We start from the raw sequence: 23,082 nt of genomic DNA, 5'->3' as shown, positions 1-23,082 counted from the left end.
ACTGCGGCGATGGTGAGCAGGTTTTGAAGCGGCTCCATCGCTTCTGGCCTTAGCACCCTCAACAACGGAGTCCCCGCACGGGGGAATCCATCGTGTGATGGTTGCTGCGGCGTCAACGAGCCAGATCTCTCAGCCGCTCTTGATGGTTGATGCATTCATCATGTTCCACGCTTCAAGGACGGTGCAAGGCGCCGGCCGCGTCCCGCGTCACGCGGGGCAAAAACACTTCACATGACGATTTTTTGTCATCTTTGGCAACGTCGCCCGAGCCATTGTTAAGAGCGCGCCGAGCCGACTTTGCCCGATTTCCCGGTCACTTTCCGCTTGAGCGTTACTTTTGGCTTCCATTGTGAAGCCTTTGTGACAGGGGCGCTCGGGGCGTCGACGACAGAGCCCAGGGGCGGGTGGCGAATGAAGTCATTGTGGCAAGGGCGCCCAATGGGATACTGTCGTCGCGACACGATTTCGTCGGATCCGCCAAGACGCGGCGTCCTTCAACGCGCCAGCTGGCGTGATCCTGTAGACCGGCGGTCCGCCCCAGTGGACCGCCCAGCCACGTAAACGCGAAAAGGGGAATGGGAATGCAGCTTGCCAACAAGGTAGCCATCGTCACCGGCGGAGCATCGGGCATCGGGGGCGCCATCTCCCGGGTGTTGGTGGCCCGCGGCGCCAAGGTCGTCGCCGTCGACGTCAACGGCGAGGCCGGCGCCGCGCTCAAGGGGGATCTCGGCGGTGACGTGCAATTCCTGTTGGGCGATGTCAGCGACAAAGCCGTGGCCGCAGCCGCGGTGGAAGTGGCGAGCGAAACCTACGGCGGGCTGGACGCACTGGTGAACAACGCCCATGCCTCGCGCCAGGCCATGTTCAACGACCTGACCGAGGAGCAGTGGGAGCTCTCCTTCAACACCGGCTTCCGCGCCACCCGCCAGTTCATGGCCGCGGCCTACCCGCTGCTGGCGGTCAACGGCGGCTCGGTCGTGAACTTCGGCTCGGGTTCGGCGATGGTCGGCCAGATGACCCAGGCGGCCTACGCCTCCGCCAAGGAAGCCATCCGCGGGCTTTCGCGCGTGACCGCCAACGAGTGGGCCAAGGACAAGATCCGCGTCAACGTCGTCTCCCCCATGGCGTTGACCGAGGGGGTCAAGGCCTGGAGCGAGGCATACCCGCAGATGTACCAGGACTCGCTGGCCAAGGTCCCGCTGGGGCGCTTCGGGGATCCGGAGGAAGACGTCGCGCCCATCGTGGCGTTCCTGGTCTCGGATGACTCGCGCTACATGACGGGCCAAACCCTCATGGCCGACGGCGGGGCGAACAAGCTCTACTAGCCGGCACGGCAGCAAGACTTCCGGGTGCAGACCGCGGGTCCGTCAACAGGTTCCGCGACCTGCACCCGGCAATGGGTTCCCGCTGACAGAATGCAGCACGGAACCGATTGGACCAATCGTCCGGTGATCTCCATGTCGAAGGCGCATGCCCTGCGGAGCAGATTCACCAGTTTCTTGGCGGTCACTGTTTTCCGGCACCGAAAGCTGTGAATCGCAACGGTAAATGGCCGGATTTTCGCGGGGTTTGGTGGCCGATGAGTCGAGCCAGTCGCTCGTCATCAACAATTTCGGACGTGGGCACGTTGAGGTCCTTCGCCACCTGCGGGCGTTCGATCTCGGTCAGTAACCGGTCGCTGAGCCGAAAATTCCCACCGGCGGTCCATGCTGGGGTTTTCAATGTTCCATTTCGCGCTCTTGCTGCTTTCAGTGTTGCAACACCGCATGCTCTACTTCACCAGCGAGAAGCCCATCACGGTACTGGTGACAGGAAATAGCAATGCCCAAAAATCGCTGCGCCACCTCTTCAACACAGCCGGTCTCGAAGCAACGCATGCCCGACAGTTCTCTTGTTACTGCCCAACATCACCCGGTGCGGTCGGCAGGTGGATCGCAATGCGGAGCCCGCCAGCGGGGCGCGGGGCAATGGTAAGCGTTCCGTCGTGTGCGAGGGTGATGCTTTTGACGATTGCCAACCCGAGACCGACGCCTGCGTGGTCGCTCGTGCGGGTGCGTTCGGTCCCGCGCTGGAATCGTTCGGTGAGCGTGGAGACCAGTTCTTCGGTGAGTTTCTCACCGGTGTTCTCGACGATGAGCACAACGAATTCGGGGCCGACCTTGGTGTTCACCCAGACTGTCCCCTGCACCGGGAGGTTGTGGACGATCGCATTGTGCAGAAGGTTCGTGACCATCTGCAGCAGGAGTGCGTATGAACCGAATGTCGGGGTGAAACTGCTGGAAGCATCGATGGTGACTCCGCGCTTTTCCGCAAGCGGGAGGAGGGTTTCGGTTGCTTCTTCGACCGCCAAGGAAAGGTCGACGCGTTCTCGCGTGAAGGATCTCTGGTCGGCCCGTGTGAGCAACAGCAGTGCTTCGGTGAGGTCGATTGCACGAGTGTTGACGGTGTCGAGACGTTCGAGAAGTTCGTTGGTGTTTCGGTCCGGGTCGTTTCGTGCCACGTTGAGAAGTGTCTGTGTTATTGCCAGCGGTGTGCGCAGTTCGTGGGAGGCATTGGCGGCAAATCTCTGTTGTTCGGCAACGTGTGTTTCGAGTCGTTCGAGCATCGTGTCGAAGGAATCGGCGAGTTCGCGGAACTCGTCCTTTCTGCCCTCCAACCGGATTCGGTGGGATAGCGATCCGTTCGCAGCGGTTCGGGTGGCGTCGGTGATTCGGGAAAGGGGCGCGAGCATTCGACCGGAGAGGAGCCAGCCTCCAAGCACTCCGAACACCAGCAGGAAGGCCATCACTGCGGCTACTGCGGGACCGAATGCGCGTTGGAGGTCGGAGCGGTTTGGAACGAATCCGCCATTGTTGTTGATCGCGCCTTCAGGAACATACCGAAGAAGGAAGATCCACACGGCGGCGAGTAGCAAAGCCCCTGCGAGCACGAGGAACCCGACGTAGCTGAGGGTGAGCTTGAGCCGTACGCTCATCCCCGGTGTCCTATGCACGTCCGCGTCCTTCAGCCTCGGGGACGGTCCCTGTATCGATGCGGTATCCGACTCCCGGGACAGTGGCGATGATCCAAGGCTCGCCAAGGCGCCTACGCAGTGCCGAGACGGTGATGCGTACGGCGTTGGTGAACGGGTCGGCGTTCTCGTCCCAGGCGCGTTCCAAGAGTTCTTCGGCGCTGACGACACCGCCTTCGGATGCGACTAGAACTTCCAGGACAGCGAACTGCTTTCTGGTAAGTCCGACGTAGCGCCCCTCTCGATGGACCTCGCGGCGGAACGGGTCCAGTCGCAAGCCTGCAATCTCTCGTACGGGCGGCCGGTGGTGTGCTCGCCGGCGGTCGAGGGCACGGAGCCTGAGCACGAGTTCCCGGAGTTCGAATGGTTTCGTGAGGTAGTCGTCGGCACCGAGCCCGAACCCGGAGGCCTTTTCATCGAGACGGTCGGCGGCGGTAAGCATGAGAATTGGCGTACCACTGCCTGAAGCCACGATGTGTCTTGCGACCTCGTCGCCGGACGGCCCGGGGATATCACGGTCAAGGATGGCGATGTCGTAGGTGTTGACGGTCAGCAGTTCCAGGGCGGTATCGCCATCACCGGCGATGTCTGCCGCGATCGCTTCCAGGCGTAGACCATCGCGGATACCTTCGGCCATATATGGCTCGTCTTCGACGATCAACACGCGCATGCTCCCCATGCTACGAGGTGAGACATATCGTCGGCATATCGAAAACCACATACATGCTGGCAACATCGGACGCTCTTGACTGGAAACATGACGTACAACGAACCAGCACAAACTCCCGGACGACGGAAGCCATCGACGATCGTCGTCATCATGACGGCCGTCTTGGCATTGGCCACCGTCCTCCTGGTACTCATGGTGGGAGCGATTCTCGGGGCTCGCGACTTCCATCCGGTGTCGAACTATCTCGAATCCCCCGCAGCGCGCTTCGCGAAACCTCACGGGAAGCAATCCGGGGGGCTTGGAGTGGCGGGCGGTGACGTCCCCAAAGGCACGACGGTTGCCTCTGACATTCCGGCGGTGGTTAACCTGGATCCCGCTCTCCGTGCTGCCTTGGGCAGGGCCTCCAAGGATGCAGCCCGGGAAGGAATCAAGTTCCATGTCAACAGTGGTTGGCGTTCCCCGGATTTCCAGCACAATCTTCTCCAGCAAGCGGTCACTACGTACGGTTCCAAGGAGGAAGCCTCCCGGTGGGTGGCAACCGCGGAAACCTCCGCACATGTGTCGGGGGACGCGGTCGACATTGGGCTTTGGGACGCCAGTGCATGGCTGTCCAAGAACGGTGCGAAGTACGGGTTGTGCCAGATCTACGACAACGAGGCTTGGCACTTCGAACTGCGTTCCGAGGCGATCAAGAATGGTTGCCCCGCCAAGTATTTCGACCCTACCTACGACCCGAGGATGAAGCGGTGACCAGCACGCCCTGCCGCGCCCAGTCCACGGTCGTTGGTCTCAGACCACCCACGCTGCAGACGATCCCCGAATCGATCGCGAAGAACATGGCAATCGTGCAAGCCCGGTCCGACTCCCGAATCATGGCAGTGGTAAAAGCAGACGGTTACGGACATGGCGCCCTGACCGTGGCCCGCGCCGCGATCGCCGCCGGAGCACAGTGGCTTGGCACCACCGATTTCGACGAAGCCGTGAACCTGCGCGAGGCGGGCCTGAGCGTGCCGATCCTTGCCTGGTTGAACCCCGCGGGTTTCGATGCCGGGGCCGCCTCGGCAGGCGGGATCGACTTGGCGGTCGGCTCGGTCGAGGAATTGCAGACACTTCTCGAACAGCCTTCCGGTGCTGCCGTCCGCATTCACTTGCACGTGGATACCGGCATGTCTCGAGAAGGTGTCCCCCGCTCCGAGTGGGACGCCATTATCCTCCGCGCCCTCGAGGGACAACGGCGAGGCAAGATCTTCGTCGTCGGCCTCATGGGGCATCTACCGTTGGCTGACCGGGCAGACCCAAGGGCAAACGAAGAAGCAGTTGCGCTCATGCACGAAGCCAAAGCCAAGATCACGGCTGCGGGGTTCGATGATCCGATCACCCACCTGGCCGCTACCGCCGGCGCGCTGACGGACCCTGCGACCCATTTCGGAATGATCCGACTCGGGGCCGGACTTGTCGGCATCGATCCGAGCGGGACCACCGACCTTTCCGGCGCATCCCGCTTGACCGCACCCATCGTGCACAACGCAACCGTCATGCCAGGAACTCCCGTCGGCTACGGCGGCACCTACACCACCGATCGGACGACTCGGCTGAGCACCCTGCCGGTGGGCTACGCCGACGGAATCCCTCGAGAAATCTCCCCGGACGCCTCGGTGGAGATCCACGGATGCCGGTACCCGGTGGTCGGACGCGTCTCGATGGACCAGATCGTTATCAACACCGGGGCCACCTACTACCCGCGCGGCACAACCGCGACCGTGTTCGGCCCGAAGGACGGGGTCACACCAACCATCCAGGAATGGGCCAGCTGGGCCGGTACCATTCCCCACACCATCGTCACCAACATCGGATCACGAGTGAAAAGGACAATTGCATGACACAGCACATCTTGGTCATCGGCGGCGGCCAGAACGCCGAACACGACGTCTCGCTGGCAACAGCCGTAGCCATCGGAAAGGCACTGTGCAGCAACGGATTCGAGGTCACCGACGTCACCATCGGCCGCGATGGAATCTGGAGGCAGGCCCGAAGACCGCTTGGAAAAAGCGCCGCCGCCTCGCTTAGGAGCGCATTGTTCTTCTTCGAGCAGGCGGATGTGGTTTTCCCCGCCCTGCACGGCCCCTTGGGCGAGGACGGGACGCTGGCAGCATTGTGTGCACTCGCCCATAAACCCGTAGTCGGCTCGGGCCTGCGGGCAGGAGCACTCGGCATGGACAAATGGGCAACGAAGCTTGTTGCCGAATCCACCGGGATACGTACCGCGCGAGGGAGACTGGTCCACGCAGCCGACATGGAGGACATCGACTTCGAGACAGACGTTGTCGTGAAACCAGCTTCCTCGGGGTCCAGCTACGGCGTCGGCTTGGCGCGGGACACCGCCCAGCTTCGTGAGGCGCTGCGGACGGCAGCGCGCTTTGATGACCGGATCCTCATCGAGCACGTCGTTCACGGACGGGAGATCGACGTTGCCGTCATACGCGAGCCTGACGGAAGTTGCTGGGCTCCGCCGCCGCTTGAGATCCACACCAGTGGCTTGTTCGACACGACCACGAAGTACGACGGCTCAGCTCGGTTTAGCGTTCCTGCCGATCTCGGCAGCACGGAGCGCGACGCGATCACGCGGGTGGCACTCGAAATGTTCGAGGCACTCGGTTGTGCCGGTGTAGCGCGCATGGATTTCTTCCTCACCGACGAAGGCCCCGTCCTCAATGAGGTCAACACAATGCCCGGAATGACAGCCGAATCCCAAGTACCCAGAATGTTCGCGGCTGCGGGCATCCCTTATGCGGAACTCGTCACCCGGCTGGTGAACGCTGCGACGGCGCCAACCGCTGAGCCTCTCGCGGAAGGGCAACAGAACCGGTGAGGCTAATGTGCGCGCCAGCACGCTCGTCCTGGATACATTGCAGCCCCGGATCCAGCGACTCTCGGGTCACTCCTCCCCAGGCCCCACTACCCTGCTGGTTCTTGAGACAGTGGTAAGCGGCAGCCGTCCGTTGAAACCCTGTACCGGTGTGAATCGCAGTCGAAGGCGCCGTCAAGCCAAATCATTTGCGACATCATTCGAATGTCCCGTGGTTTGTCCGCGACTGGCACCCGGCGCCCACTAGGCTGGTTCGCACCATGGATACCAGGCAGAAAACCCACCAGACCGGCGGACGCGACCGCGCGATCATCGAGGAGATGCGCGCCGGGGAAGACGAATTCCGCATCGACATCGAGCGCATCAGGTTCTCCCCCTACTTCTCGCGGCTCTCCGCGGTGACCCAGGTGATCCCTCAGGCGGGCGCCGGGACCGTGGTGCACAACCGGCTGACGCACTCGCTCAAGGTCTCCGCCGTGGCGCGCTCCATCGCCATCGGCCTGATCAATGCCGACGAGCCCACCCGGAAGCTCGTGGCCGGGCTGGGCGGTTGCGACCCCGTGGTGGTGCAGGCCGCGGCGGCGGCCCACGACATGGGGCACCCTCCCTTCGGGCACCTGGGCGAACAGGAACTCGACCGCGTGGCCCGCCAGACGCTCGGACTGCCCGACGGCTTCGAGGGCAATGCGCAGAGCTTCCGCATCCTCACAGCGCTGGACAGCTGCGACGCGACGCCCCGGGGGCTGAACCTGACCCGGGCCGTGCGCGCGGCGGTGCTCAAGTACCCGTGGACCCGCAACGAATGGCGGTCGCAACCTCCGGGCGCCCCGGAGATGCTCCCCCGCGGCGTGGGCTCCGTCGGCAGCTCCGGCGCCCACAAGTTCTCCGCCTACGACATCGAGGCCGCCGAGATGCACGACGTGCTCTCGGTGTTCCCCGGCATCGCGAAGAACCAGCAGACCCTGGAGTGCTCGGTGATGGACATCGCCGACGACATTGCCTACGCGGTGCACGACCTCGACGACTTCTACCGGGCCGGGGTGTTGCAGTACACCACGGTCTCCGCCGAGCTGCGGGCATGGCTGGATTCCGGCGCGCAGCTGGCGGGCACCGAGGATGCAGCCCTGGATACGCGCAGGCCTGGGCACGCGCTGGAGCGCACGTGGCGGCACGTCGCGGCGAAGGATCCCTGGATCGCCAACGCCGAGGCCTTCCGCGCCTCGGTGGAACGCGTCGGCCACGACCTGGTCGAGGGGCTGCTGGCCGTCCCCTACGACGGCGGGATCGAGGCGGACCGCGCCGTCACGGGATTCACCCGGCGCTGGATCGACAGGCTGCAGGCCTCCATCGCGGTGGAAAAGAACCCCACGGTCCGCAGCGGGCACGTCCGGCTGGCCGACGAGGCCTGGCACGACGTGGTGGTGCTCAAGTTCGTGCACTCGCGCTTCGTGCTGGAGCGTTCCGACCTGGCGGTGTACCAGCGCGGGCAAACCCGCATCATCGCTTCGCTGGCAGAAGGGCTGCACGCATGGCTCGAGGACCGCGATGACGCGGCCCGTGCGCCGCGCAGGCTGCTGGACTCCGTCGAGGCGGCAACCGGCGAATACCGCCTGCTTCGGACCCAGTCGCCCGGGCTGTTCGCGCAGGCCAGCCACGGCGAGGTCGAGAGGCTGGGCCGGGCCCGGGCGATCGTCGACTACATCGCCTCGTTCACCGACGCGCAGGCCGTCTCGGTGAACGCCCTGCTGACGGGGACCTACGAGGGGCTGTGGGAGGTCGGCCGGGGGCTCTAGCCCCTGCCCCGATTCTGCAAACGCCAACGGCGGACCGCCAGTCCCCCGGAAAGGGAAGGCGGCCCGCCGTTGTGATGTGCGGCCGGAGACTACTTCTTGAGCAGTTCCAGTGCGGTGTTCAGCGTCGCGCTCGGGCGCATGATGGCTGCGACCTTTTCCTCGACCGGGCGGTAGTAGCCGCCCAGGTCGACGGGGGCACCCTGCACGGCTGCGAGCTCTGCCACGATGGCTTCCTCGTTGCCGCCCAGCGCCTCGGAAACTGCCTTGAAGGCCGCTGCCAGCTCGGCGTCCTTGGTCTGTGCGGCCAGTTCCTCTGCCCAGTACTTGGCCAGGTAGAAGTGGCTGCCGCGGTTGTCCAACTCGCCGGCCTTGCGCTTGGGCGACTTGTTCTCCAGGAGGAAGGTGCCGGTTGCGGCATCCAGGGTGTCTGCCAGGATCTGCGCACGCGCGTTGTCCGAGGTGTTGGCCAGGTGCTCGAAGGAGACGGCCAGGGCCAGGAACTCGCCCAGGGAGTCCCAGCGCAGGTGGTTCTCGTTCACCAGCTGCTGGACGTGCTTCGGGGCGGAACCGCCGGCACCGGTCTCGAACAGGCCACCACCGGCGATCAGCGGCACGATGGAAAGCATCTTGGCGCTGGTGCCCAATTCGAGGATCGGGAACAGGTCGGTGAGGTAGTCGCGCAGCACGTTGCCGGACACCGAGATGGTGTCCTCGCCGCGGCGGATGCGATCGATGGTGTACTGGGTGGCCTCGACCGGCGACAGGATCTCGATGACAAGGCCCTCAGTGTCGTGGTCCTTGAGGTACTCGTTGACCTTGCCGATCAGCACTGAGTCGTGCGCGCGGGTCTTGTCCAGCCAGAACACGGCCGGGGTCTGCGAGGCGCGGGCGCGGTTGACGGCCAGCTTGACCCAGTCGCGCACCGGCACGTCCTTGGTCTGGCAGGCGCGCCAGATGTCACCCGGGAAGACCTGGTGTTCGATCAGCACGGCGTCGCTGGCATCCAGGATCTGGACGTGGCCGGCGGCCTTGATCTCGAAGGTCTTGTCGTGGGATCCGTATTCCTCGGCCGCCTGGGCCATCAGGCCCACGTTCGGGACGGTGCCCATGGTGGTCGGATCGTACGCGCCGTTGGCACGGCAGTCATCGATGACGACCTGGTAGATGCCCGAGTAGGAGGAATCCGGCAGGACTGCCAGGGTGTCGGCTTCCTTGCCGTCGGTGCCCCACATGTGGCCCGAGGAACGGATCATTGCCGGCATGGAGGCATCGACGATGACGTCAGACGGAACGTGCAGGTTGGTGATGCCCTTGTCCGAATCGACCATGGCCAGGGCCGGGCCTTCTTCGAAGCCCTTGGCGATCAATGCCTCGACGCCGGTGCGAACCTCGTCGGACAGCTCGTCGAGCCCTCCGAGGATTGCTGCCAGGCCGTTGTTCGGGTTCAGGCCTGCTGCGGCAAGCTGCTCACCGTAGGTCTCGAAGAGCTCGGGGAAGAACGCCTTGACGACGTGGCCGAAGATGATCGGGTCGGAGACCTTCATCATGGTGGCCTTCAGGTGTGCCGAGAAGAGCACGTCATCGGCCTTGGCGCGGGCAACCGCGTCCTTCAGGAACTTGTCCAGCGAGGCGGCGTGCATGACGGTGCCGTCGATGATTTCGTCCTTGAGGACCGGGAAGCCCTTCTTCAGGACCTTGACTTCGCCGTCTTCGCCGACAAAGCGGATGGAGATGTTCTGGTCCTTGGTGATGACCACGGACTTCTCGTTGGAACGGAAGTCGTCTTCACCCATGGTGGCGACGCTGGTCTTCGAGTCCGCGGACCATGCACCCATGGAGTGCGGGTTCTTGCGGGCGTAGTTCTTCACGCTCAACGGTGCGCGGCGATCGGAGTTGCCTTCGCGCAGCACCGGGTTCACTGCGGAACCCTTGATCTTGTCGTAGCGGGCGCGGATATCGGTTTCCTCGTCCGAAGACGGGTTGTCCGGGTAATCCGGCAGTGCGTAGCCGGCGGCCTGCAGTTCGGCAATGGCTGCCTTGAGCTGCGGGATGGATGCCGAAATGTTCGGCAGCTTGATGATGTTTGCGTCCGGGCTCTTGGCCAGGGCACCGAGCTCTGCGAGAGCATCGGGAATCTGCTGTTCCGCGGTGAGGTAGTCACCGAAGGTGGAAATGATGCGGCCAGCCAACGAGATGTCGCGCGTCTCAATCTCTACGCCCGCGGTCGAAGCGTACGCTTCGACAATCGGCAGGAAAGAGTGGGTCGCCAACATCGGAGCTTCGTCGGTGTGGGTATAGATAATCTTGGCCATAGGTGAGGCGTCTCCCTGAACGGTCTTACGGATACGGGTGGTCCGAACTGATCTCAACGTCCCCAACTTACCCGAATTCGACCCCAAAACCACCTTTTAGGACTGGATGAAATCGGTGAACGACCCCGAATGCGCGCCCAATGTGAGCAAGCGTACATTTTGTTTCACCGGCGAACTTCAGTTACTTCGAAGTAACTGAAAACCGGCTTGGCGGCGGGTTTTTCGCTGTAAACGAAGCGGGGCGCCTGCCGCGGATCGTTTGATCCGCGGCAGGCGCCCCGCGCCGGTTTCAGGTCGAGCGCTCCCCTAGTGGAAGAAGTGACGCGCCCCGGTGAAGTACATCGTGATGCCTGCGGCGTTGGCCGCGGCAATGACCTCTTCATCGCGAACCGAGCCACCCGGCTGCACGACGGCGCGCACGCCGGCGTCGATGAGGATCTGCAGGCCATCGGCGAACGGGAAGAACGCATCCGATGCGGCAACGGCACCGTGGGAGCGCTGCACGGAGACGGCGTCGCCGGTTCCGGCGGCACCGCCCGCGGCGTCGACCTTGGATTCGATCTTCACGCCAAGGGTGTTGGCGCGCTCGACGGCGAGCTTGCAGGAGTCCACGCGGTTGACCTGGCCCATGCCGATGCCCACGGCCGCACCGTTGTTGGCCAGCAGGATGGCGTTGGACTTCGCGGCACGCACGGCGGTCCAGGCGAAGACCAAGTCGGCCAGGGTCGACTCGTCGGCTGCCTCGCCGGCGGCAAGGGTCCAGTTCGCCGGGTTGTCGCCCTCGGCGTCAACCTTGTCGCTGAGCTGCACCAGCACGCCGCCGGAAACCTGGCGGATTTCCGCCGGGTAGCGGCCGTAGCCCTCCGGCAGTGCCAGCAGGCGGATGTTCTTCTTCTTGGACAGGATTTCCACTGCCTCGGCGTCGAAGGCCGGTGCGATGACAACCTCGGTGAAGATGTCCTTGACGGTGTTGGCCATGGCCGCGGTCACCGGGCGGTTTGCCGCGATGACGCCGCCGAAGGCGGAAAGCGGATCGGTGGCGTGGGCCTTGGCGTGCGCGTCGGCGATCGGGTCTACGGCGTCTGCCGAGGCAACTGCCACGCCGCACGGGTTGGCGTGCTTGATGACGGCAACGGCAGGCTGCTCGAAGTCGAAGGCGGCACGCAGTGCGGCATCGGCGTCGACGTAGTTGTTGTAGCTCATGGCCTTGCCATGCAGCTGGTCGGCCTGGGCGATGCCGGCCGGGGCGGCCTTGTCAACGTACAGTGCAGCCTGCTGGTGGGGGTTTTCGCCGTAGCGCAGGACCTCGGAACGCTCCAGGGCCAGACCGGTGTATGCGGGCCAGTCGATGAAGCCGTCGCCGTCTTCATCGAGGAACTGTGCCGCGGTCCAGGAAGCAACGGCCGTGTCGTAGGCGGCAGTGTGCGCGAAGGCCTTGGCTGCCAGACGCTGGCGGGTCTTCAGGTCGAAGCCACCCTCGGCCGCTGCCTTGACGACCGCACCGTAGGCTGCCGGGTCGACCACGATGGAAACCGCTGCGTGGTTCTTGGCCGCCGAGCGCACCATGGCCGGCCCTCCGATGTCGATCTGTTCCACCACGGCGTCGCCTTCGGCGCCGGAGCGGACGGTCTCCACGAACGGGTAGAGGTTCACGACGACCAGGTCGAAGGTCTCGATTTCCATGTCGGCCAGGGTCTGCATGTGTGCCGGGACGCGGCGGTCGGCAAGGATGCCGCCGTGCACGCGCGGGTGCAGGGTCTTGACGCGACCATCAAGCATTTCCGGCGAACCGGTGACTTCCTCGACCTCGGACACCGGGATGCCGGCCGCCGCGATGCGCTTGGCGGTGGATCCGGTGGACACCAGCTTGACGCCGGCGGCGTGCAAACCCGCAGCCAGTTCCTCCAGCCCGGTCTTGTCGTAAACAGAAATCAGGGCGCGACGAATCGGGACGCGATCAAGGACGGTCTGGCTCACAGAAGTCTCCCAGGGTGCGGTTTGAGGGGTGTTCACCCATTCTACCGGCTGGGAGTGTGCGCCAGACCTCTCGCTTGATCTACCTCACACGTGCTACTTGATCATCGTTCCGTCGGGAGCGGCCAGGTACCAGACTTCCTTGACATCCTGTCCAAGGATGTCGCCGGGCTTGCTGTCCTGCGCAAAGTAGTACAGCGGCATGCCGTTGAGGGTGAGCTGCAGCTTTCCGTCGGGGCTCTTGATGGTGCCGACCTTGCCGGTGACTCCCTCGACCACAGGGGTTTCGCTGCTGGCCACGGCGATGGGCCAGGCGTCCAGGCATGCGCCGGTGCAGGCACTGACCTTGGTGTCCTTGGTGTCCTTCAAGAAGTAGTACAGGCTCATGCCCTTGCCGTCCACGACGATGGTTCCCTTTGCGGACTCCCCCGACTTCAAATCCAGGGTTGCGGCGGCGGGCGAGGAGGGCGCCATGCTGGATGGAGCCGTGCTGGAAGGCGCGGTGGTGGCCGAAGGGCTGGTCGTGGTCGGGGTGCTGGAAGAACATCCCGACAAAAGTACGGCCGCTCCGATCATGAGCGCGGCGGATCCGGCAAAGGTCTTGCTGTGGTGCAGTTTCATGGTGGCACATCCTAAATTCTGGGGATCAAGAAAGCCCGGTTCTTCCCGCGGCGGGCGCCTTGGGAACGATTTGGGGCGGGCTTCCTGACTGGTAAGACGCACCGGTTCATCATTCGGTTCAGAGAAATCCACAACGTTTTTGCGCATACTCGATAGGTACGTTGAACCATTCGTCATTGATGTGCGTCTAAGTGGGTGAAGAATGTCCTCGAATGAAGATGATGGAGCCGATGTGCCGTTCGATGCACAAGTGGTATCTGAGATATATCGTGAACATGGCCCGGCACTGCGGCGCTATGTCATGCGGGTGTCCAACGACAGGGACACCGCCGAGGATATCTTGCAGGAAACAGTGCTCAAGGTCTGGCAGGCCGCGCCCCGCATCACCGGGTCGCTGCGCAGTTACTTGTTTGCCACGGCACGCAATGTGCTCATCGACAGGAACCGGCGGGCCGCTGTCCGTGTTTCCACCACGGCGCTGACAGATGAGACGCCGCTTCCGCCCAGCAGTTCCGGGCGGATCGATGAGCTCTTGGACCGTGTCCTGATGGAGGAAGCACTCTTGCATTTGTCAGATGAACACCGGCAAGTGGTCCTGCAATTGCACTACGCCGGATCGACGGTCACCCAGGCCGCCGCACATTTGGGCATCCCCGAGGGAACAGTGAAATCACGCGCCTTCTACGCGGTGCGTGCCCTACGAAGCATTCTTAAAGATATGGGGATTGAGCGTTGAACGCATCCAATGAACCGGGGAACGAACACATCCTGCTCGGCGCCTACATTCTCGGTGGCTTGTCGCCCATCGAACGCCTGGAGTTTGAATCGCACCTTGAAGGATGCGCCGCCTGCCAGGAGGAAATGCAAGGGGCTTCCGGCCTTTCGGCACTACTGGGCACCCTGAATCCCTCCGATGCCAATGCGCTCTTGGGAACAGAACCGCCGGTGGACAGAACTGTGCGGGAAATGGACACCGCCTCCGATCCGGCGCAGCCGGAGGCGTGCATCGACTTGCTGGAGCGACTGGCCGCCAAACGCCGCAAGAAACGCTTGAAGATCGGGGCTATCGGGCTTGCCGCAGTGGCGGCCTCGGTGGCCACCGGGGTGTTCCTTGCCCCGGTGGTTCGCCCCGGCCCGGCACCCGACGCCAGATTTGCGGTGGCCTCCGCGCTCGGACCGCGTGTGGAACTGGGAATGAATGCCAAGGCATGGGGAACCGAGCTGGAATTCACCGGCGCCGATCTTCCCACCTCCGGGATCCTGTCGCTGTGGGTTGTCGACCACGGAGGCGTTGCAGACCGGGCGGGGTCTTGGCAGGCCACCAAGACGGGCAAGACCACGCTCACCGGAGCCGTCCCCACAGAGCTGGGAAACATCGCTACGGTGCAATTGCGCGATTACGATTCCAGGGTCCTGGCGGTGGTGACGCTGCCGCAGGACCCTGGTCCGCAAAGCTAGTGCGCCAGCTCCGGGAAATGCTTGGCCAGCTGATCCTGGGTGAGGCAGCGGCGCAGGATCCGGTCGGCATGCTCCTCATCGGAAAGATAGACGACCATGTCGGCGTTGCGTCCCACGGCAAGTGCCTGCCGCAATGAATCGGTGACGCGAATGAGCATCTCGTAATACAAGCGGTTGGTCTCTTCCCAGCCGTGGTGCTTGGCGACGCTGGTGAGCGCCTGGCTCCACAGATCGGTGGCCGAATCGTCGAAGAGCTCGATCGAGCACCAGAACCAATCAGGCGGATTCCACTTGGAGGAATAGAAGCCCTGCTCCTCCACGGAGTTCATGGCTTCGAGCTCCTTCAGGACATCGTCAAGGTCTTCTTCATCCTCTTCGTCGTCCTCATCTTCGTCCTCGTCGTCTTCATACTCGCGGCCGGAAACGTCGTCTTCGGCGTCCGGGCGTTCCTCGAACCCTTCGTCCTCGTCGTCGTCAAAGTCATCCTCGACAACAACCTCTTCGTCCTCTTCTTCCTTCTGCTTCCGGGCCAAGGCCTGGAGGGAATTGAGGGCGAGCACCGGCAGGTCCAGATGGTCTGTTTCATCCGCACTGACCCCGTCAAGGGCCACGGCATAGAAAACCTCGTTCGGGTGACGGTCAATAATTTCTTCCGCCTGGCGAAGAGCCGACACCCGTATCGCCTCTTCGAGAGCGGTCCAATCTACTCCCATATCCAGACTCTACCCCGGCAGGGCCAGCTCGGGAACAGTCCGGCGGCACACGGGTCTTTCCAGCGGAAAACCGCCCAGTTTCGCGAAGACAGCGCCCGGTTTCCTACAAAAAGTCAATAGCTATTCTGTGCTTTCTGCCCCGTCGGCGTAGCCTTGTGTGCAGTGCTGCTCGATCTATTCCGTCGGCACCTCTTTGCGTCGCCGGATTCCACGAGCGCGATGTCCCCCGAAGCACCCGATCACACCTCTTTGAAGGCCCCGCATGAATAATTTCCGCAAGTTGCCCAGCGGCGAGTCAGTCGTCCAAAACCTGCCATGGAGGTGGGGCGTCCAGGGGAAGATCTTCATCATCGGCGGGCTCGGCTTCATGTTCGACGCCTGGGACGTCACGCTCAACGGGGCGCTGATCCCCCTGGTCTCCGCCGAATGGGGCCTTGACCGTCCCACCGCCGCGTGGCTGGGCACGGCGAACCTGATCGGCATGGCGCTCGGTGCCTTCATGTGGGGAACCATTGCCGACAAGATCGGGCGCAAGAAGGCCTTCACCTGGACGCTGCTGATCTTCTCGCTCTTCACCGTCGCCGGGGCACTGGCCCCGAACTTCGCCTGGTTCATCGCCTGCCGTTTCCTGGCCGGCGTGGGCCTGGGCGGCTGCATCCCCGTGGACTACGCACTGGTCGGCGAGTTCACCCCGGCCAAGCAACGCGGCCGGGTGCTCACCGCCATGGACGGCTGGTGGCCGGTGGGCGCCGCGCTGTCATTCTTCATCTCCGGCTGGGTGCAGGCAACCACAGGCAACTGGCGCCTGATCCTGGCCGTCATGGTGCTGCCGGCGCTGCTGGTCTTCTGGGTCCGCCGTGGAGTTCCCGAGTCTCCGCTGTACCTGGTGCGCCAGGGACAACGCGACGAAGCCGCGAAGGTCATTGACGACCTGGTGAAGCGCACCGGGGCCCCGGAGCAGCAATACACGCTGCCGGAGCCCGAGGAAGCGCCCCGGCTCTCGGCCGGTTCCTGGCTAGAGCAGCTGGTGAAAATCTGGAAGTTCAGCCCCAAGATCACCATGACGTCGTGGGCTTTGTTCCTGACCATCCTGCTGGTCTACTACCTGGCGCTCACCTGGATGCCTTCGATCCTCGCCGACACCGGCATGGCGCAATCCACCGCGTTCTTCATGACCGCAGTGATGGCGCTGATGGGTTTGGTCGGCGTGGTGATTGCGGCGTTGCTGGTCGAACGCGTGGGACGCAAATGGCTGCTGGGCATTACCGGGCCGCTCTCGGCAATCGTGCTGGTTCTGGTTGCGCTGTCGCTGAACGCGCCGAGCATGGCACTGGCCTGGCTGCTCGTCTTCGGAGTGGTGGTGCAGATCGCCATCCCGGTGCTCTATGCCTACGTTTCCGAGCTTTACCCCACGGAACTGCGCGGGTCCGGGTTCGGCTGGGCGTCGTCCTTCAGCCGGTTGGGTGCCGGATTCGGACCGCTGGTCTTCGCATCGCTCTGGCCGATCGTCGGGTTGGCCAACCTCTTCCTGGCCGCCGGGGCCCTGGTGCTGGTGGCAGTCGTCATGATGGCGTTCTTCGCCCCCGAAACCAAGGGGCGCGCGCTGCAGTAGGGGTCTTTCCTCCCTGCCAGGGGCGCCGTGATCTCCATGAACGCATGTTCACGTGAGACCACGGCGCCCCTTGCGTCGGCACACTAGAACAAAGGTGTCTGGGGGCCGGGCCAGTAGGTGTTCCGGACAGGTTTTTGTTCGGGATCGAGATATTTGGGCAGGATCACGTGGGGCAGCCCGTCGTGGATGACGAGTTTGGCTTCGCCGGTGTCGAACATGTGGTGGTGTTTGGTGCAGCCAGGAGTCAGGCCTTCGACACTCGTCGTACCTCCGTCGGCCCAGGCCTCGACATGACAGAACTCGCAGTGTTCCGGCGGGACGCTGCAACCGGGGTAGATGCAGCCGCCATCGCGGGCGAGGACCGCACGTTTCATGTAGTCCGGGGCGAATCTCATGCCGCGGCCGACGTCGAGGACTTCGCTTTGCCCGCCCAGTACGACCGGAATGACTCCGTCGGTGCTGAGCCGTCGTCGGATCTCCCCGATGGGGATTTCCAGCCCGTGGGCGCTCCAGCCTGTTCCACGAGCCAGGCCGAGCAGCGTTTCAAGGTGCACGTAGACCACCAGTTGGGCGGTGGGAAGTCCGGTGGTGCCCTTCGCGCTTCCGTTCTTTGGCGTGCGCATGAGGTTCAACAGGGTTTGCAGGTGTCGTTGCGGTGGCGTGAGGCCGTCGGCGCCGGGGTCGGTGGTGTTGAAGATGCCCAGGGATTCCTCGCCGAAGTCGTATCCTTCGGCGGGGGCAGGGGTCTCGAAGGTGGCCGCGTCGGCCGGCTTGGTGAACCAATCCGGGCCGTCCTGCGTTTCTGTCGTGCCGTTGGCGTTGGCCGGGCCGGGGTGGGTTGCAGCCGCGGCCATGGCGTCGCGGTTCCCGGCAAGGGTCCGCGGGTTGTCGGTTTGGGCGAAGTGGGAAAGGAACACCTCTGCGTCCAGATTCAACATGCACACGTTCATGTAGGTGAAGTTCCTGGTGCGCTTCGTGATGAATACACCGGTCTTGGCGCGGATTTCCTCCACAGTGGGGGCCGTGGCGGCACCGTCGAGCTCGTCCCCCAGTGCGTCAAGGAGCCGCTTGGTGTTCCGGGATGTTTCTTCCTTCACGGACTGCGCCACCTGTTCCTCGATGCGGCTACCCAGGTCATCGGGGCCCGGTTGCTTCTGGATGCCGGGACGCAGCTTGTCGAGCTTGCGGGCCGCCGCGGCGGTGGGTTTCACCCGGGCCGCCCCGGAGCGCAGTTGTTCGGCCAAGATCGGGTAGCGAGGCGGTTTGGGGTTCCTGAAGACGTCGGTGCCGGGCAGCAGCGCGAACGCGGCGTGGATGCGTGCCTTGGCATCGAAGTGCGAGATGGCCAGGGTGCGTTGCAGGAATTCGGTGGTGTCCCTGAATGCCAGCAATCCGGTGGGCACCGTCCGTGGATCTGCCGGCAGGGCGGTTTCGCCCTGGAGATAGGGCCCGGGCGCATCGCCGATTGCACGCAACTCGGTGAGGATGCCGGCGGGCAACTCGTGGACCAGGTTCCCTTGGGCCGTCTTCGCAGCCTGGAGTTGTGCATAGTCCAGGGTCTTGTGGACGTTTTCCACGGTGAAGGCGAGCAGGGCGGCGCGGGTGGGCGAATTGGTGGTGTGCGAGGCCAGTGCCGTGCAGAGGTCCCCGAGGAATTTTCCGGCTGCGATCAGCAGGCGCAGCTCATCGTCCGGTGACACGGGGTGTTCCGGATGGTCACGGGGGTCCGTGAGTGCTTGGATGAGCGTGCCGGTTTCCATGAACCGAGTCTGGGTCCCCGGGCCGACCTGCAGGGGGCGGCGCTGCGGGGTTGTGGGGACCTTGCGGGGGCCGACCGTGCTGTGCGGGGAAGCCCCATCAGACCGCGTGACGGCCGCTGCGGGGAACGGCAGGTTCGTCGTTTTCGCCGATCCGGCGCCGGATTCATGCGGAACCCGAAAGCAGGCGGCCTGACCGGGGAAACGTGCGCTGCGGACAAGACGCGGCAAGACAAGGCGCGCCCTGCCACGCAGGCGGGCGGGCTACGTGGCGGTCGGGTTACTTGGCTGCGAGGTCCGCCAGGGTCTGGATGAGCAGGCGGCGCTCGACGACCTTGATGCGTTCGTGCAGGGTTTCCTCGGTGTCGTCGTCGAGGACGGCGACGGCTTCCTGGCGCAGGATGGGTCCGGTGTCCACTCCGGCGTCGGCGATGTGCACGGTGCAGCCGGTGACCTTGACCCCGTAGGCCATGGCGTCGCGGACACCGTGGGCACCCGGGAAGGACGGCAGCAGCGCCGGGTGCGTGTTGATGTAGGTGCCGTCGAAGGCGTTGATGAACTCCTCGCCGACTATGCGCATGAATCCGGAGGAGACGACGTAGTCGGGTGCGTAGGAGAGGCACTTTTCGGTCAGCGCGTGGTTCCAGTCGGCGCGGTCGTCGTAGTCCTTGAAGTTCACCACGAACGTCTCGATGCCTGCGGCCGCGGAGCGCTCGACGCCGAACGTGCCGTGCTTGTCGGCGCCGACTGCGGCGATCTCCACGTTTTCCAGCGACCCGTCGGCGACGGCGTCGATGACGGCTTGGAGGTTGGATCCGGTTCCTGAAACGAGGGCTACGATGCGCATGGGTTCAAGTTTAGTTGTTTGCGCGGGCGGGACTTGCAACCGCGGCCTGCTGGACGCACATCACGCCTCGGCTCAATTTTCCTGCCGCTTGACCAGGGAGATCACCTCGGCCCCAGGCAGCGATGCCAGGAACGCGCCGGAGGTCAGGACCTTCGAGTCCCGTACGCCGCTGCCGATGATCAGCCTCGGTGCCGCGGCGACGGATTCGTCGATAAGCAGCGCCCACGATTCGGGCAGGCCGATCGGGGTGATTCCGCCGTATTCCATGCCGGTGAGCTCGACGGCCGCGTCCATGGGCGCGAAGGACACCTTCTTGGCGCCCAGGTGCTTGCGAACCAGGGAGTTCACGTCGATCCGCTCGTGGCCCAGGACCAGGCAGGCCGCGTACCAGGAGGAGTCACCCCGCCTCGCCTCGACGATGACGCAGTTCGCGCCGTCCTCAAGCCCGATCCCGTAGTGCTCGCAGAACGCCACGGTGTCGGCGAGCGCCGGGTCGATCGCGGCGACATGGACCTCCGTTGCGGCGGAGCCGTCGAGCGCGGCACGCACCGGTTCGGCGACGAGTTCGGGGGCGTCCAGGGCCGGGGCAAAGCTGAGTGTGCCGAAGTCCAGTGTTCGAGAGTCCATGGGACCAAACCTAGGTCGCGGCAGGAGGTCCGCCCAACTTCGTTCCCTCCGTGTGACACGTGTCTGGCCCGTGGGCAGGCATGCACCGACCGGTTTCGGCTACCTGCGGGTTCCTTCTCCCCGCATCAAGCCTTGGCGACCTGTTCTCGCAGGTTCAGCGAGCTGGCAATGAGTTCGCGGGTATAGGGGTGCTGCGGGTTGTTGTAGACGTCCCCGGTCGGCCCGGCCTCCACGATCTCCCCGTCCTTCATCACGATCACCCGGTCGCACAGGTGCCGCACGACGGCGAGGTCGTGGGAGACAAAGAGCAGCGTGAGCGCGTATTCGTCCACGAGGTCGGCCAGCAGGTTCAGCACCTGCGCGCGGACCGAGACGTCCAGCGCCGAGACGGGTTCGTCGGCCACCAGCACGCGCGGGCGGCAGATCAGCGCCCGGGCAATGGAGATGCGCTGGCGCTGGCCGCCGGAGAACTGGTGCGGGAAGCGTTCGGCCGACTCCGGGTCCAGCCCGACGGCCAGCAGCATCTCGGCGACCTTGGCGGACCGCTGGGCGCCGTTGAGCGACTGCCCGGGAACCAGCAGGGGCTCCCCGACGATGTCCCTGACCCGCATCCGGGGGTCAAGCGAACCCATGGGGTCCTGGAAGACGATCTGCAGCTGCCGGCGCAATCCCTCCAGCCGGTTCTCCTTGGCGCCGGCGACCTCCGTGCCGGCAACCACTGCCGAGCCGCTGGTCGGCTGGTCGAGGCCCGCCAGGATGCGCAGCAGCGTGGACTTGCCGGAGCCCGACTCCCCCACGAGGCCCAGCCGTTCCCCCGCGACCAGGGTGAAGTCCACGTCCTTCAGGGCGCGGACCTCCGGGCGAGGGCCGCGCAGGGACGTGCGGGCCCGGTGGTAGGTGCGGTTCAGCCCGGTGACGCTGACCAGCGGGCCCGTCGCCGACACCTGCCCCGGCGTCGGCTGCGCGCTGACGGCCAGCTGCTCCGGCGCCGCGGTCCGGCCTGGGGCCGGGGCCGGGGTCTGGGCACCGGCCTGGGCCGGTTCCTCCCCGGGAGCCGGGGGCACGTAGCTGCCGGCGGTGGCGACCGTGAAGAGACGGCCGCGCTCGTCGGTCGCCTCCAGGTCGCTGGCCGCCAGCAGGGCACGCGTGTAGGGATGGGCCGGGGTGGAGAATACCTGTTCCATCGGGCCGGACTCGACGATCCGCCCCCGGTTCAGGACCAGCACGCGGGTGCACATGCTCGCCACGACGGCCAGGTCGTGGGTGATGAACAGCAGCCCGGTGCCGCGCTCGCGCACCTGGGTGGAGACAAGGTCCAGCACCTGGCGCTGCACCGTCACGTCCAGTGCGGTGGTCGGTTCGTCGCAAAGCAGCAGCTGCGGGTCGTTGGCCAGCGCCATCGCCACCATCACGCGCTGGCGCTGCCCGCCGGAGAGCTGGTGCGGGTAGGCACGCGCCGCCACGGCCGGGTCGGGGATCTTCACCGAGGCCAGCAGCTCGACGGCGCGCCTGCGGGCGGCCCGGCGGTTGGGCACCGTGCGGTGCCGGGTCATCACCTCGGCCACCTGGGCCCCGACCTGCATCAGTGGGTTCAGCGCGGTGAGCGGCTCCTGGAACACCATGGAGATCTCGTCCCCGCGCAGGGAGCGCATGACCTTGTCCGGAGCGCTGAGCAGGTTGGCGTCGACGCCGCGCAGGCGCGCCTTCCCGTCCACGGCGAGCTCGTCGGGCAGCAGGCCCAGCAGGGCGGTGGCCGTCAGCGACTTGCCGGAACCGGATTCGCCGATCAGCCCGATGCGCTCGCCGGCCTGCATGGAGAATTCCAGGTCCTGCACCAGTGCCGTGGCACCGGCATGGATGGACAGCCCCTTGACCTCGAGCAGCGTCTCGGCCGTGGTTTCGTTCGCGGTCTCGTTCATGCCTTGCCCCTGCCCAGTTTGGGATCGAACCTGTCGCGCAACCCGTCGCCCAGCAGGTTGAACCCCATCACCGCGACGGCGATCGCGACGCCCGGCCAGACGGCCATGGCGGGGAAGGTGCCCCAGTATTGCTGGGACTCCTGGAGCATGCGCCCCCACGACGGGATCGGCGGCGGCGTGCCGAGGCCCAGGAAGGACAGCGCGGCCTCGGCCAGCACGGCCAGCGCGAACGTCACCGAGCACTGGATGATCAGCATGCCGGCGATGTTGGGCAGCACGTGCCTGCGGGCTATGCGCAGCGGACGCTGCGAGGCTGCGCGGGCCGCCAGCACGTACTCGGCGTTCATCACCTGCAGCGTCCCGGCCCGTGCCACGCGGGCGAACCCCGGGACGGAGGCCAGCCCGATCGCGGCCATGGCGCTGACTGTGGAGGCCCCGTAGATCGCGGCGAACATGATGGCCAGCAGCAGGGCGGGGAAGGCCAGCAGGATGTCGGCGCCGCGCATGGTGATTTCCTCCACGGCGCCGCGTTTCATGCCGGCCCAGATGCCCAGCGGCGTCCCGATCAGCACCGCGATGCCCACGGAGACCACGCCCACCAGCAGCGTGATGCGCGCGCCCACCAGGATGCGCGAGAACAGGTCGCGGCCCAGGTTGTCGGTCCCCAGCCAGTGCGCGGCGCTGGGCAGCTGCAGCTTGGCCGGCGGGTCGATCCGCACCGGGTCGTAGGGGGTCCAGAAGAAGGAGAGCAGCGCGATGCACACCACCAGCCCCACCAGGAGGCCTCCGGCCAGCAGGTTGAAGTTCGGCCTGCGGCCCGGACGGCTCCCGGCCGCGGGTGCGGATGCGGGTGCGGATGCGGGTGCGGCTTGCGGCAACACGGGGATTTCGCCCATCGTCGTC

General features: G+C 65.0%; 20 protein-coding genes and 1 riboswitch. Of the genes, 8 read left to right on the top strand and 12 right to left on the bottom strand.

The window, feature by feature from the left end:
• Positions 1 to 31: 31 nt before the first annotated feature.
• Positions 32 to 149: riboswitch (SAM riboswitch) on the bottom strand.
• A 432-nt stretch (positions 150 to 581) separates the two neighbouring features.
• Positions 582 to 1,325, top strand: a complete 744-nt coding sequence (locus ACIQLF_RS13775; protein WP_400299354.1) for an SDR family NAD(P)-dependent oxidoreductase — start codon at positions 582 to 584, stop codon at positions 1,323 to 1,325.
• 181 nt (positions 1,326 to 1,506) lie between these two features.
• On the opposite strand, the gene ACIQLF_RS13770 is transcribed toward ACIQLF_RS13775, so the two are convergent.
• From ACIQLF_RS13770 to ACIQLF_RS13760, 3 genes are all read right to left on the bottom strand, one after another.
• Positions 1,507 to 1,722 carry a hypothetical protein gene (locus tag ACIQLF_RS13770; RefSeq protein WP_400299352.1) on the bottom strand — a complete coding sequence of 72 codons (216 nt, stop codon included), beginning with the start codon at positions 1,720 to 1,722 and terminating at the stop codon, positions 1,507 to 1,509.
• Positions 1,723 to 1,894: 172 nt separating this feature from the next.
• Entirely contained in the window at positions 1,895 to 2,974 is a 1,080-nt protein-coding gene (locus ACIQLF_RS13765) for a sensor histidine kinase (RefSeq protein WP_400299349.1), read from the bottom strand.
• Positions 2,975 to 2,984: 10 nt separating this feature from the next.
• The gene (locus ACIQLF_RS13760; RefSeq protein WP_400299346.1) at positions 2,985 to 3,680 is read right to left on the bottom strand and encodes a response regulator transcription factor; all 696 of its coding nucleotides are present in this window, start codon (positions 3,678 to 3,680) and stop codon (positions 2,985 to 2,987) included.
• A gap of 87 nt (positions 3,681 to 3,767) precedes the next feature.
• On the opposite strand from ACIQLF_RS13760, the gene ACIQLF_RS13755 reads away from it, so the two are divergent.
• The 4 genes from ACIQLF_RS13755 (at position 3,768) to ACIQLF_RS13740 (ending at position 8,339) form a co-directional block, all read left to right on the top strand.
• Complete coding sequence (locus tag ACIQLF_RS13755; RefSeq protein ID WP_400299344.1) at positions 3,768 to 4,430, top strand: M15 family metallopeptidase; 663 nt, start codon at positions 3,768 to 3,770, stop codon at positions 4,428 to 4,430.
• Positions 4,427 to 5,560: an alanine racemase gene (gene alr / locus ACIQLF_RS13750; RefSeq protein ID WP_400299341.1), complete on the top strand. Its 1,134-nt coding sequence runs from the start codon at positions 4,427 to 4,429 to the stop codon at positions 5,558 to 5,560. Before ACIQLF_RS13755 ends, alr begins: the two co-directional genes overlap by 4 nt.
• Positions 5,557 to 6,549, top strand: coding sequence for a D-alanine--D-alanine ligase (locus tag ACIQLF_RS13745; protein WP_400299338.1), 993 nt, complete (start codon positions 5,557 to 5,559; stop codon positions 6,547 to 6,549). The genes alr and ACIQLF_RS13745 overlap by 4 nt, the downstream gene beginning before the upstream one ends.
• Before the next feature lie 257 nt (positions 6,550 to 6,806).
• Positions 6,807 to 8,339: a deoxyguanosinetriphosphate triphosphohydrolase family protein gene (locus tag ACIQLF_RS13740; RefSeq protein WP_400299335.1), complete on the top strand. Its 1,533-nt coding sequence runs from the start codon at positions 6,807 to 6,809 to the stop codon at positions 8,337 to 8,339.
• An 89-nt stretch (positions 8,340 to 8,428) separates the two neighbouring features.
• Here ACIQLF_RS13740 and ACIQLF_RS13735 read toward each other — a convergent pair whose 3' ends face one another.
• The 3 genes from ACIQLF_RS13735 to ACIQLF_RS13725 all read right to left on the bottom strand — a co-directional run bounded on the left by ACIQLF_RS13735 (position 8,429) and on the right by ACIQLF_RS13725 (position 13,246).
• Positions 8,429 to 10,651 (bottom strand): NADP-dependent isocitrate dehydrogenase, encoded by a 2,223-nt coding sequence (locus ACIQLF_RS13735; protein ID WP_400299332.1) that lies wholly within the window; start codon positions 10,649 to 10,651, stop codon positions 8,429 to 8,431.
• A gap of 306 nt (positions 10,652 to 10,957) precedes the next feature.
• Positions 10,958 to 12,628 (bottom strand): bifunctional phosphoribosylaminoimidazolecarboxamide formyltransferase/IMP cyclohydrolase, encoded by a 1,671-nt coding sequence (purH, locus tag ACIQLF_RS13730; RefSeq protein ID WP_400299330.1) that lies wholly within the window; start codon positions 12,626 to 12,628, stop codon positions 10,958 to 10,960.
• A 93-nt stretch (positions 12,629 to 12,721) separates the two neighbouring features.
• Positions 12,722 to 13,246 carry a hypothetical protein gene (locus tag ACIQLF_RS13725; protein WP_400299328.1) on the bottom strand — a complete coding sequence of 175 codons (525 nt, stop codon included), beginning with the start codon at positions 13,244 to 13,246 and terminating at the stop codon, positions 12,722 to 12,724.
• A 232-nt stretch (positions 13,247 to 13,478) separates the two neighbouring features.
• Between ACIQLF_RS13725 and ACIQLF_RS13720 the strand changes: the two genes are divergently transcribed.
• On the top strand, positions 13,479 to 13,982 hold the full coding sequence (locus ACIQLF_RS13720; RefSeq protein ID WP_400299823.1) for a sigma-70 family RNA polymerase sigma factor: 504 nt from the start codon (positions 13,479 to 13,481) through the stop codon (positions 13,980 to 13,982).
• Positions 13,979 to 14,704 (top strand): anti-sigma factor family protein, encoded by a 726-nt coding sequence (locus tag ACIQLF_RS13715; protein ID WP_400299326.1) that lies wholly within the window; start codon positions 13,979 to 13,981, stop codon positions 14,702 to 14,704. The genes ACIQLF_RS13720 and ACIQLF_RS13715 overlap by 4 nt, the downstream gene beginning before the upstream one ends.
• On the opposite strand, the gene ACIQLF_RS13710 is transcribed toward ACIQLF_RS13715, so the two are convergent.
• Entirely contained in the window at positions 14,701 to 15,417 is a 717-nt protein-coding gene (locus ACIQLF_RS13710; RefSeq protein WP_400299323.1) for a DUF4303 domain-containing protein, read from the bottom strand. The two genes, ACIQLF_RS13715 and ACIQLF_RS13710, sit on opposite strands and share 4 nt — an antisense overlap.
• A 262-nt stretch (positions 15,418 to 15,679) precedes the next feature.
• Here ACIQLF_RS13710 and ACIQLF_RS13705 point away from each other — a divergent pair, with 262 nt between their 5' ends.
• A complete protein-coding gene (locus ACIQLF_RS13705) occupies positions 15,680 to 17,029 on the top strand; it encodes an MFS transporter (protein ID WP_400299321.1) in 1,350 nt (449 codons plus the stop codon).
• Positions 17,030 to 17,112: 83 nt separating this feature from the next.
• Here the strand turns inward: ACIQLF_RS13705 and ACIQLF_RS13700 are convergent, their stop codons facing one another.
• The 5 genes from ACIQLF_RS13700 to ACIQLF_RS13680 all read right to left on the bottom strand — a co-directional run bounded on the left by ACIQLF_RS13700 (position 17,113) and on the right by ACIQLF_RS13680 (position 23,075).
• Positions 17,113 to 18,789, bottom strand: a complete 1,677-nt coding sequence (locus tag ACIQLF_RS13700; protein WP_400299318.1) for an HNH endonuclease signature motif containing protein — start codon at positions 18,787 to 18,789, stop codon at positions 17,113 to 17,115.
• A gap of 277 nt (positions 18,790 to 19,066) precedes the next feature.
• Positions 19,067 to 19,633, bottom strand: a complete 567-nt coding sequence (gene purN / locus ACIQLF_RS13695) for a phosphoribosylglycinamide formyltransferase (protein WP_400299316.1) — start codon at positions 19,631 to 19,633, stop codon at positions 19,067 to 19,069.
• Between the two features lie 72 nt (positions 19,634 to 19,705).
• Positions 19,706 to 20,260, bottom strand: coding sequence for a YbaK/EbsC family protein (locus ACIQLF_RS13690; protein ID WP_400299313.1), 555 nt, complete (start codon positions 20,258 to 20,260; stop codon positions 19,706 to 19,708).
• A gap of 125 nt (positions 20,261 to 20,385) precedes the next feature.
• Positions 20,386 to 22,179: a dipeptide ABC transporter ATP-binding protein gene (locus ACIQLF_RS13685; RefSeq protein ID WP_400299310.1), complete on the bottom strand. Its 1,794-nt coding sequence runs from the start codon at positions 22,177 to 22,179 to the stop codon at positions 20,386 to 20,388.
• Positions 22,176 to 23,075, bottom strand: coding sequence for an ABC transporter permease (locus ACIQLF_RS13680; protein ID WP_400299307.1), 900 nt, complete (start codon positions 23,073 to 23,075; stop codon positions 22,176 to 22,178). Before ACIQLF_RS13680 ends, ACIQLF_RS13685 begins: the two co-directional genes overlap by 4 nt.
• Between the last annotated feature and the right edge of the window lie 7 nt (positions 23,076 to 23,082).

Origin of the sequence: Paeniglutamicibacter sp. NPDC091659 (assembly GCF_044756805.1) — a bacterium.
GTDB lineage: Bacteria > Actinomycetota > Actinomycetes > Actinomycetales > Micrococcaceae > Paeniglutamicibacter.
This window is presented reverse-complemented; position numbering and strand designations above follow the sequence as displayed.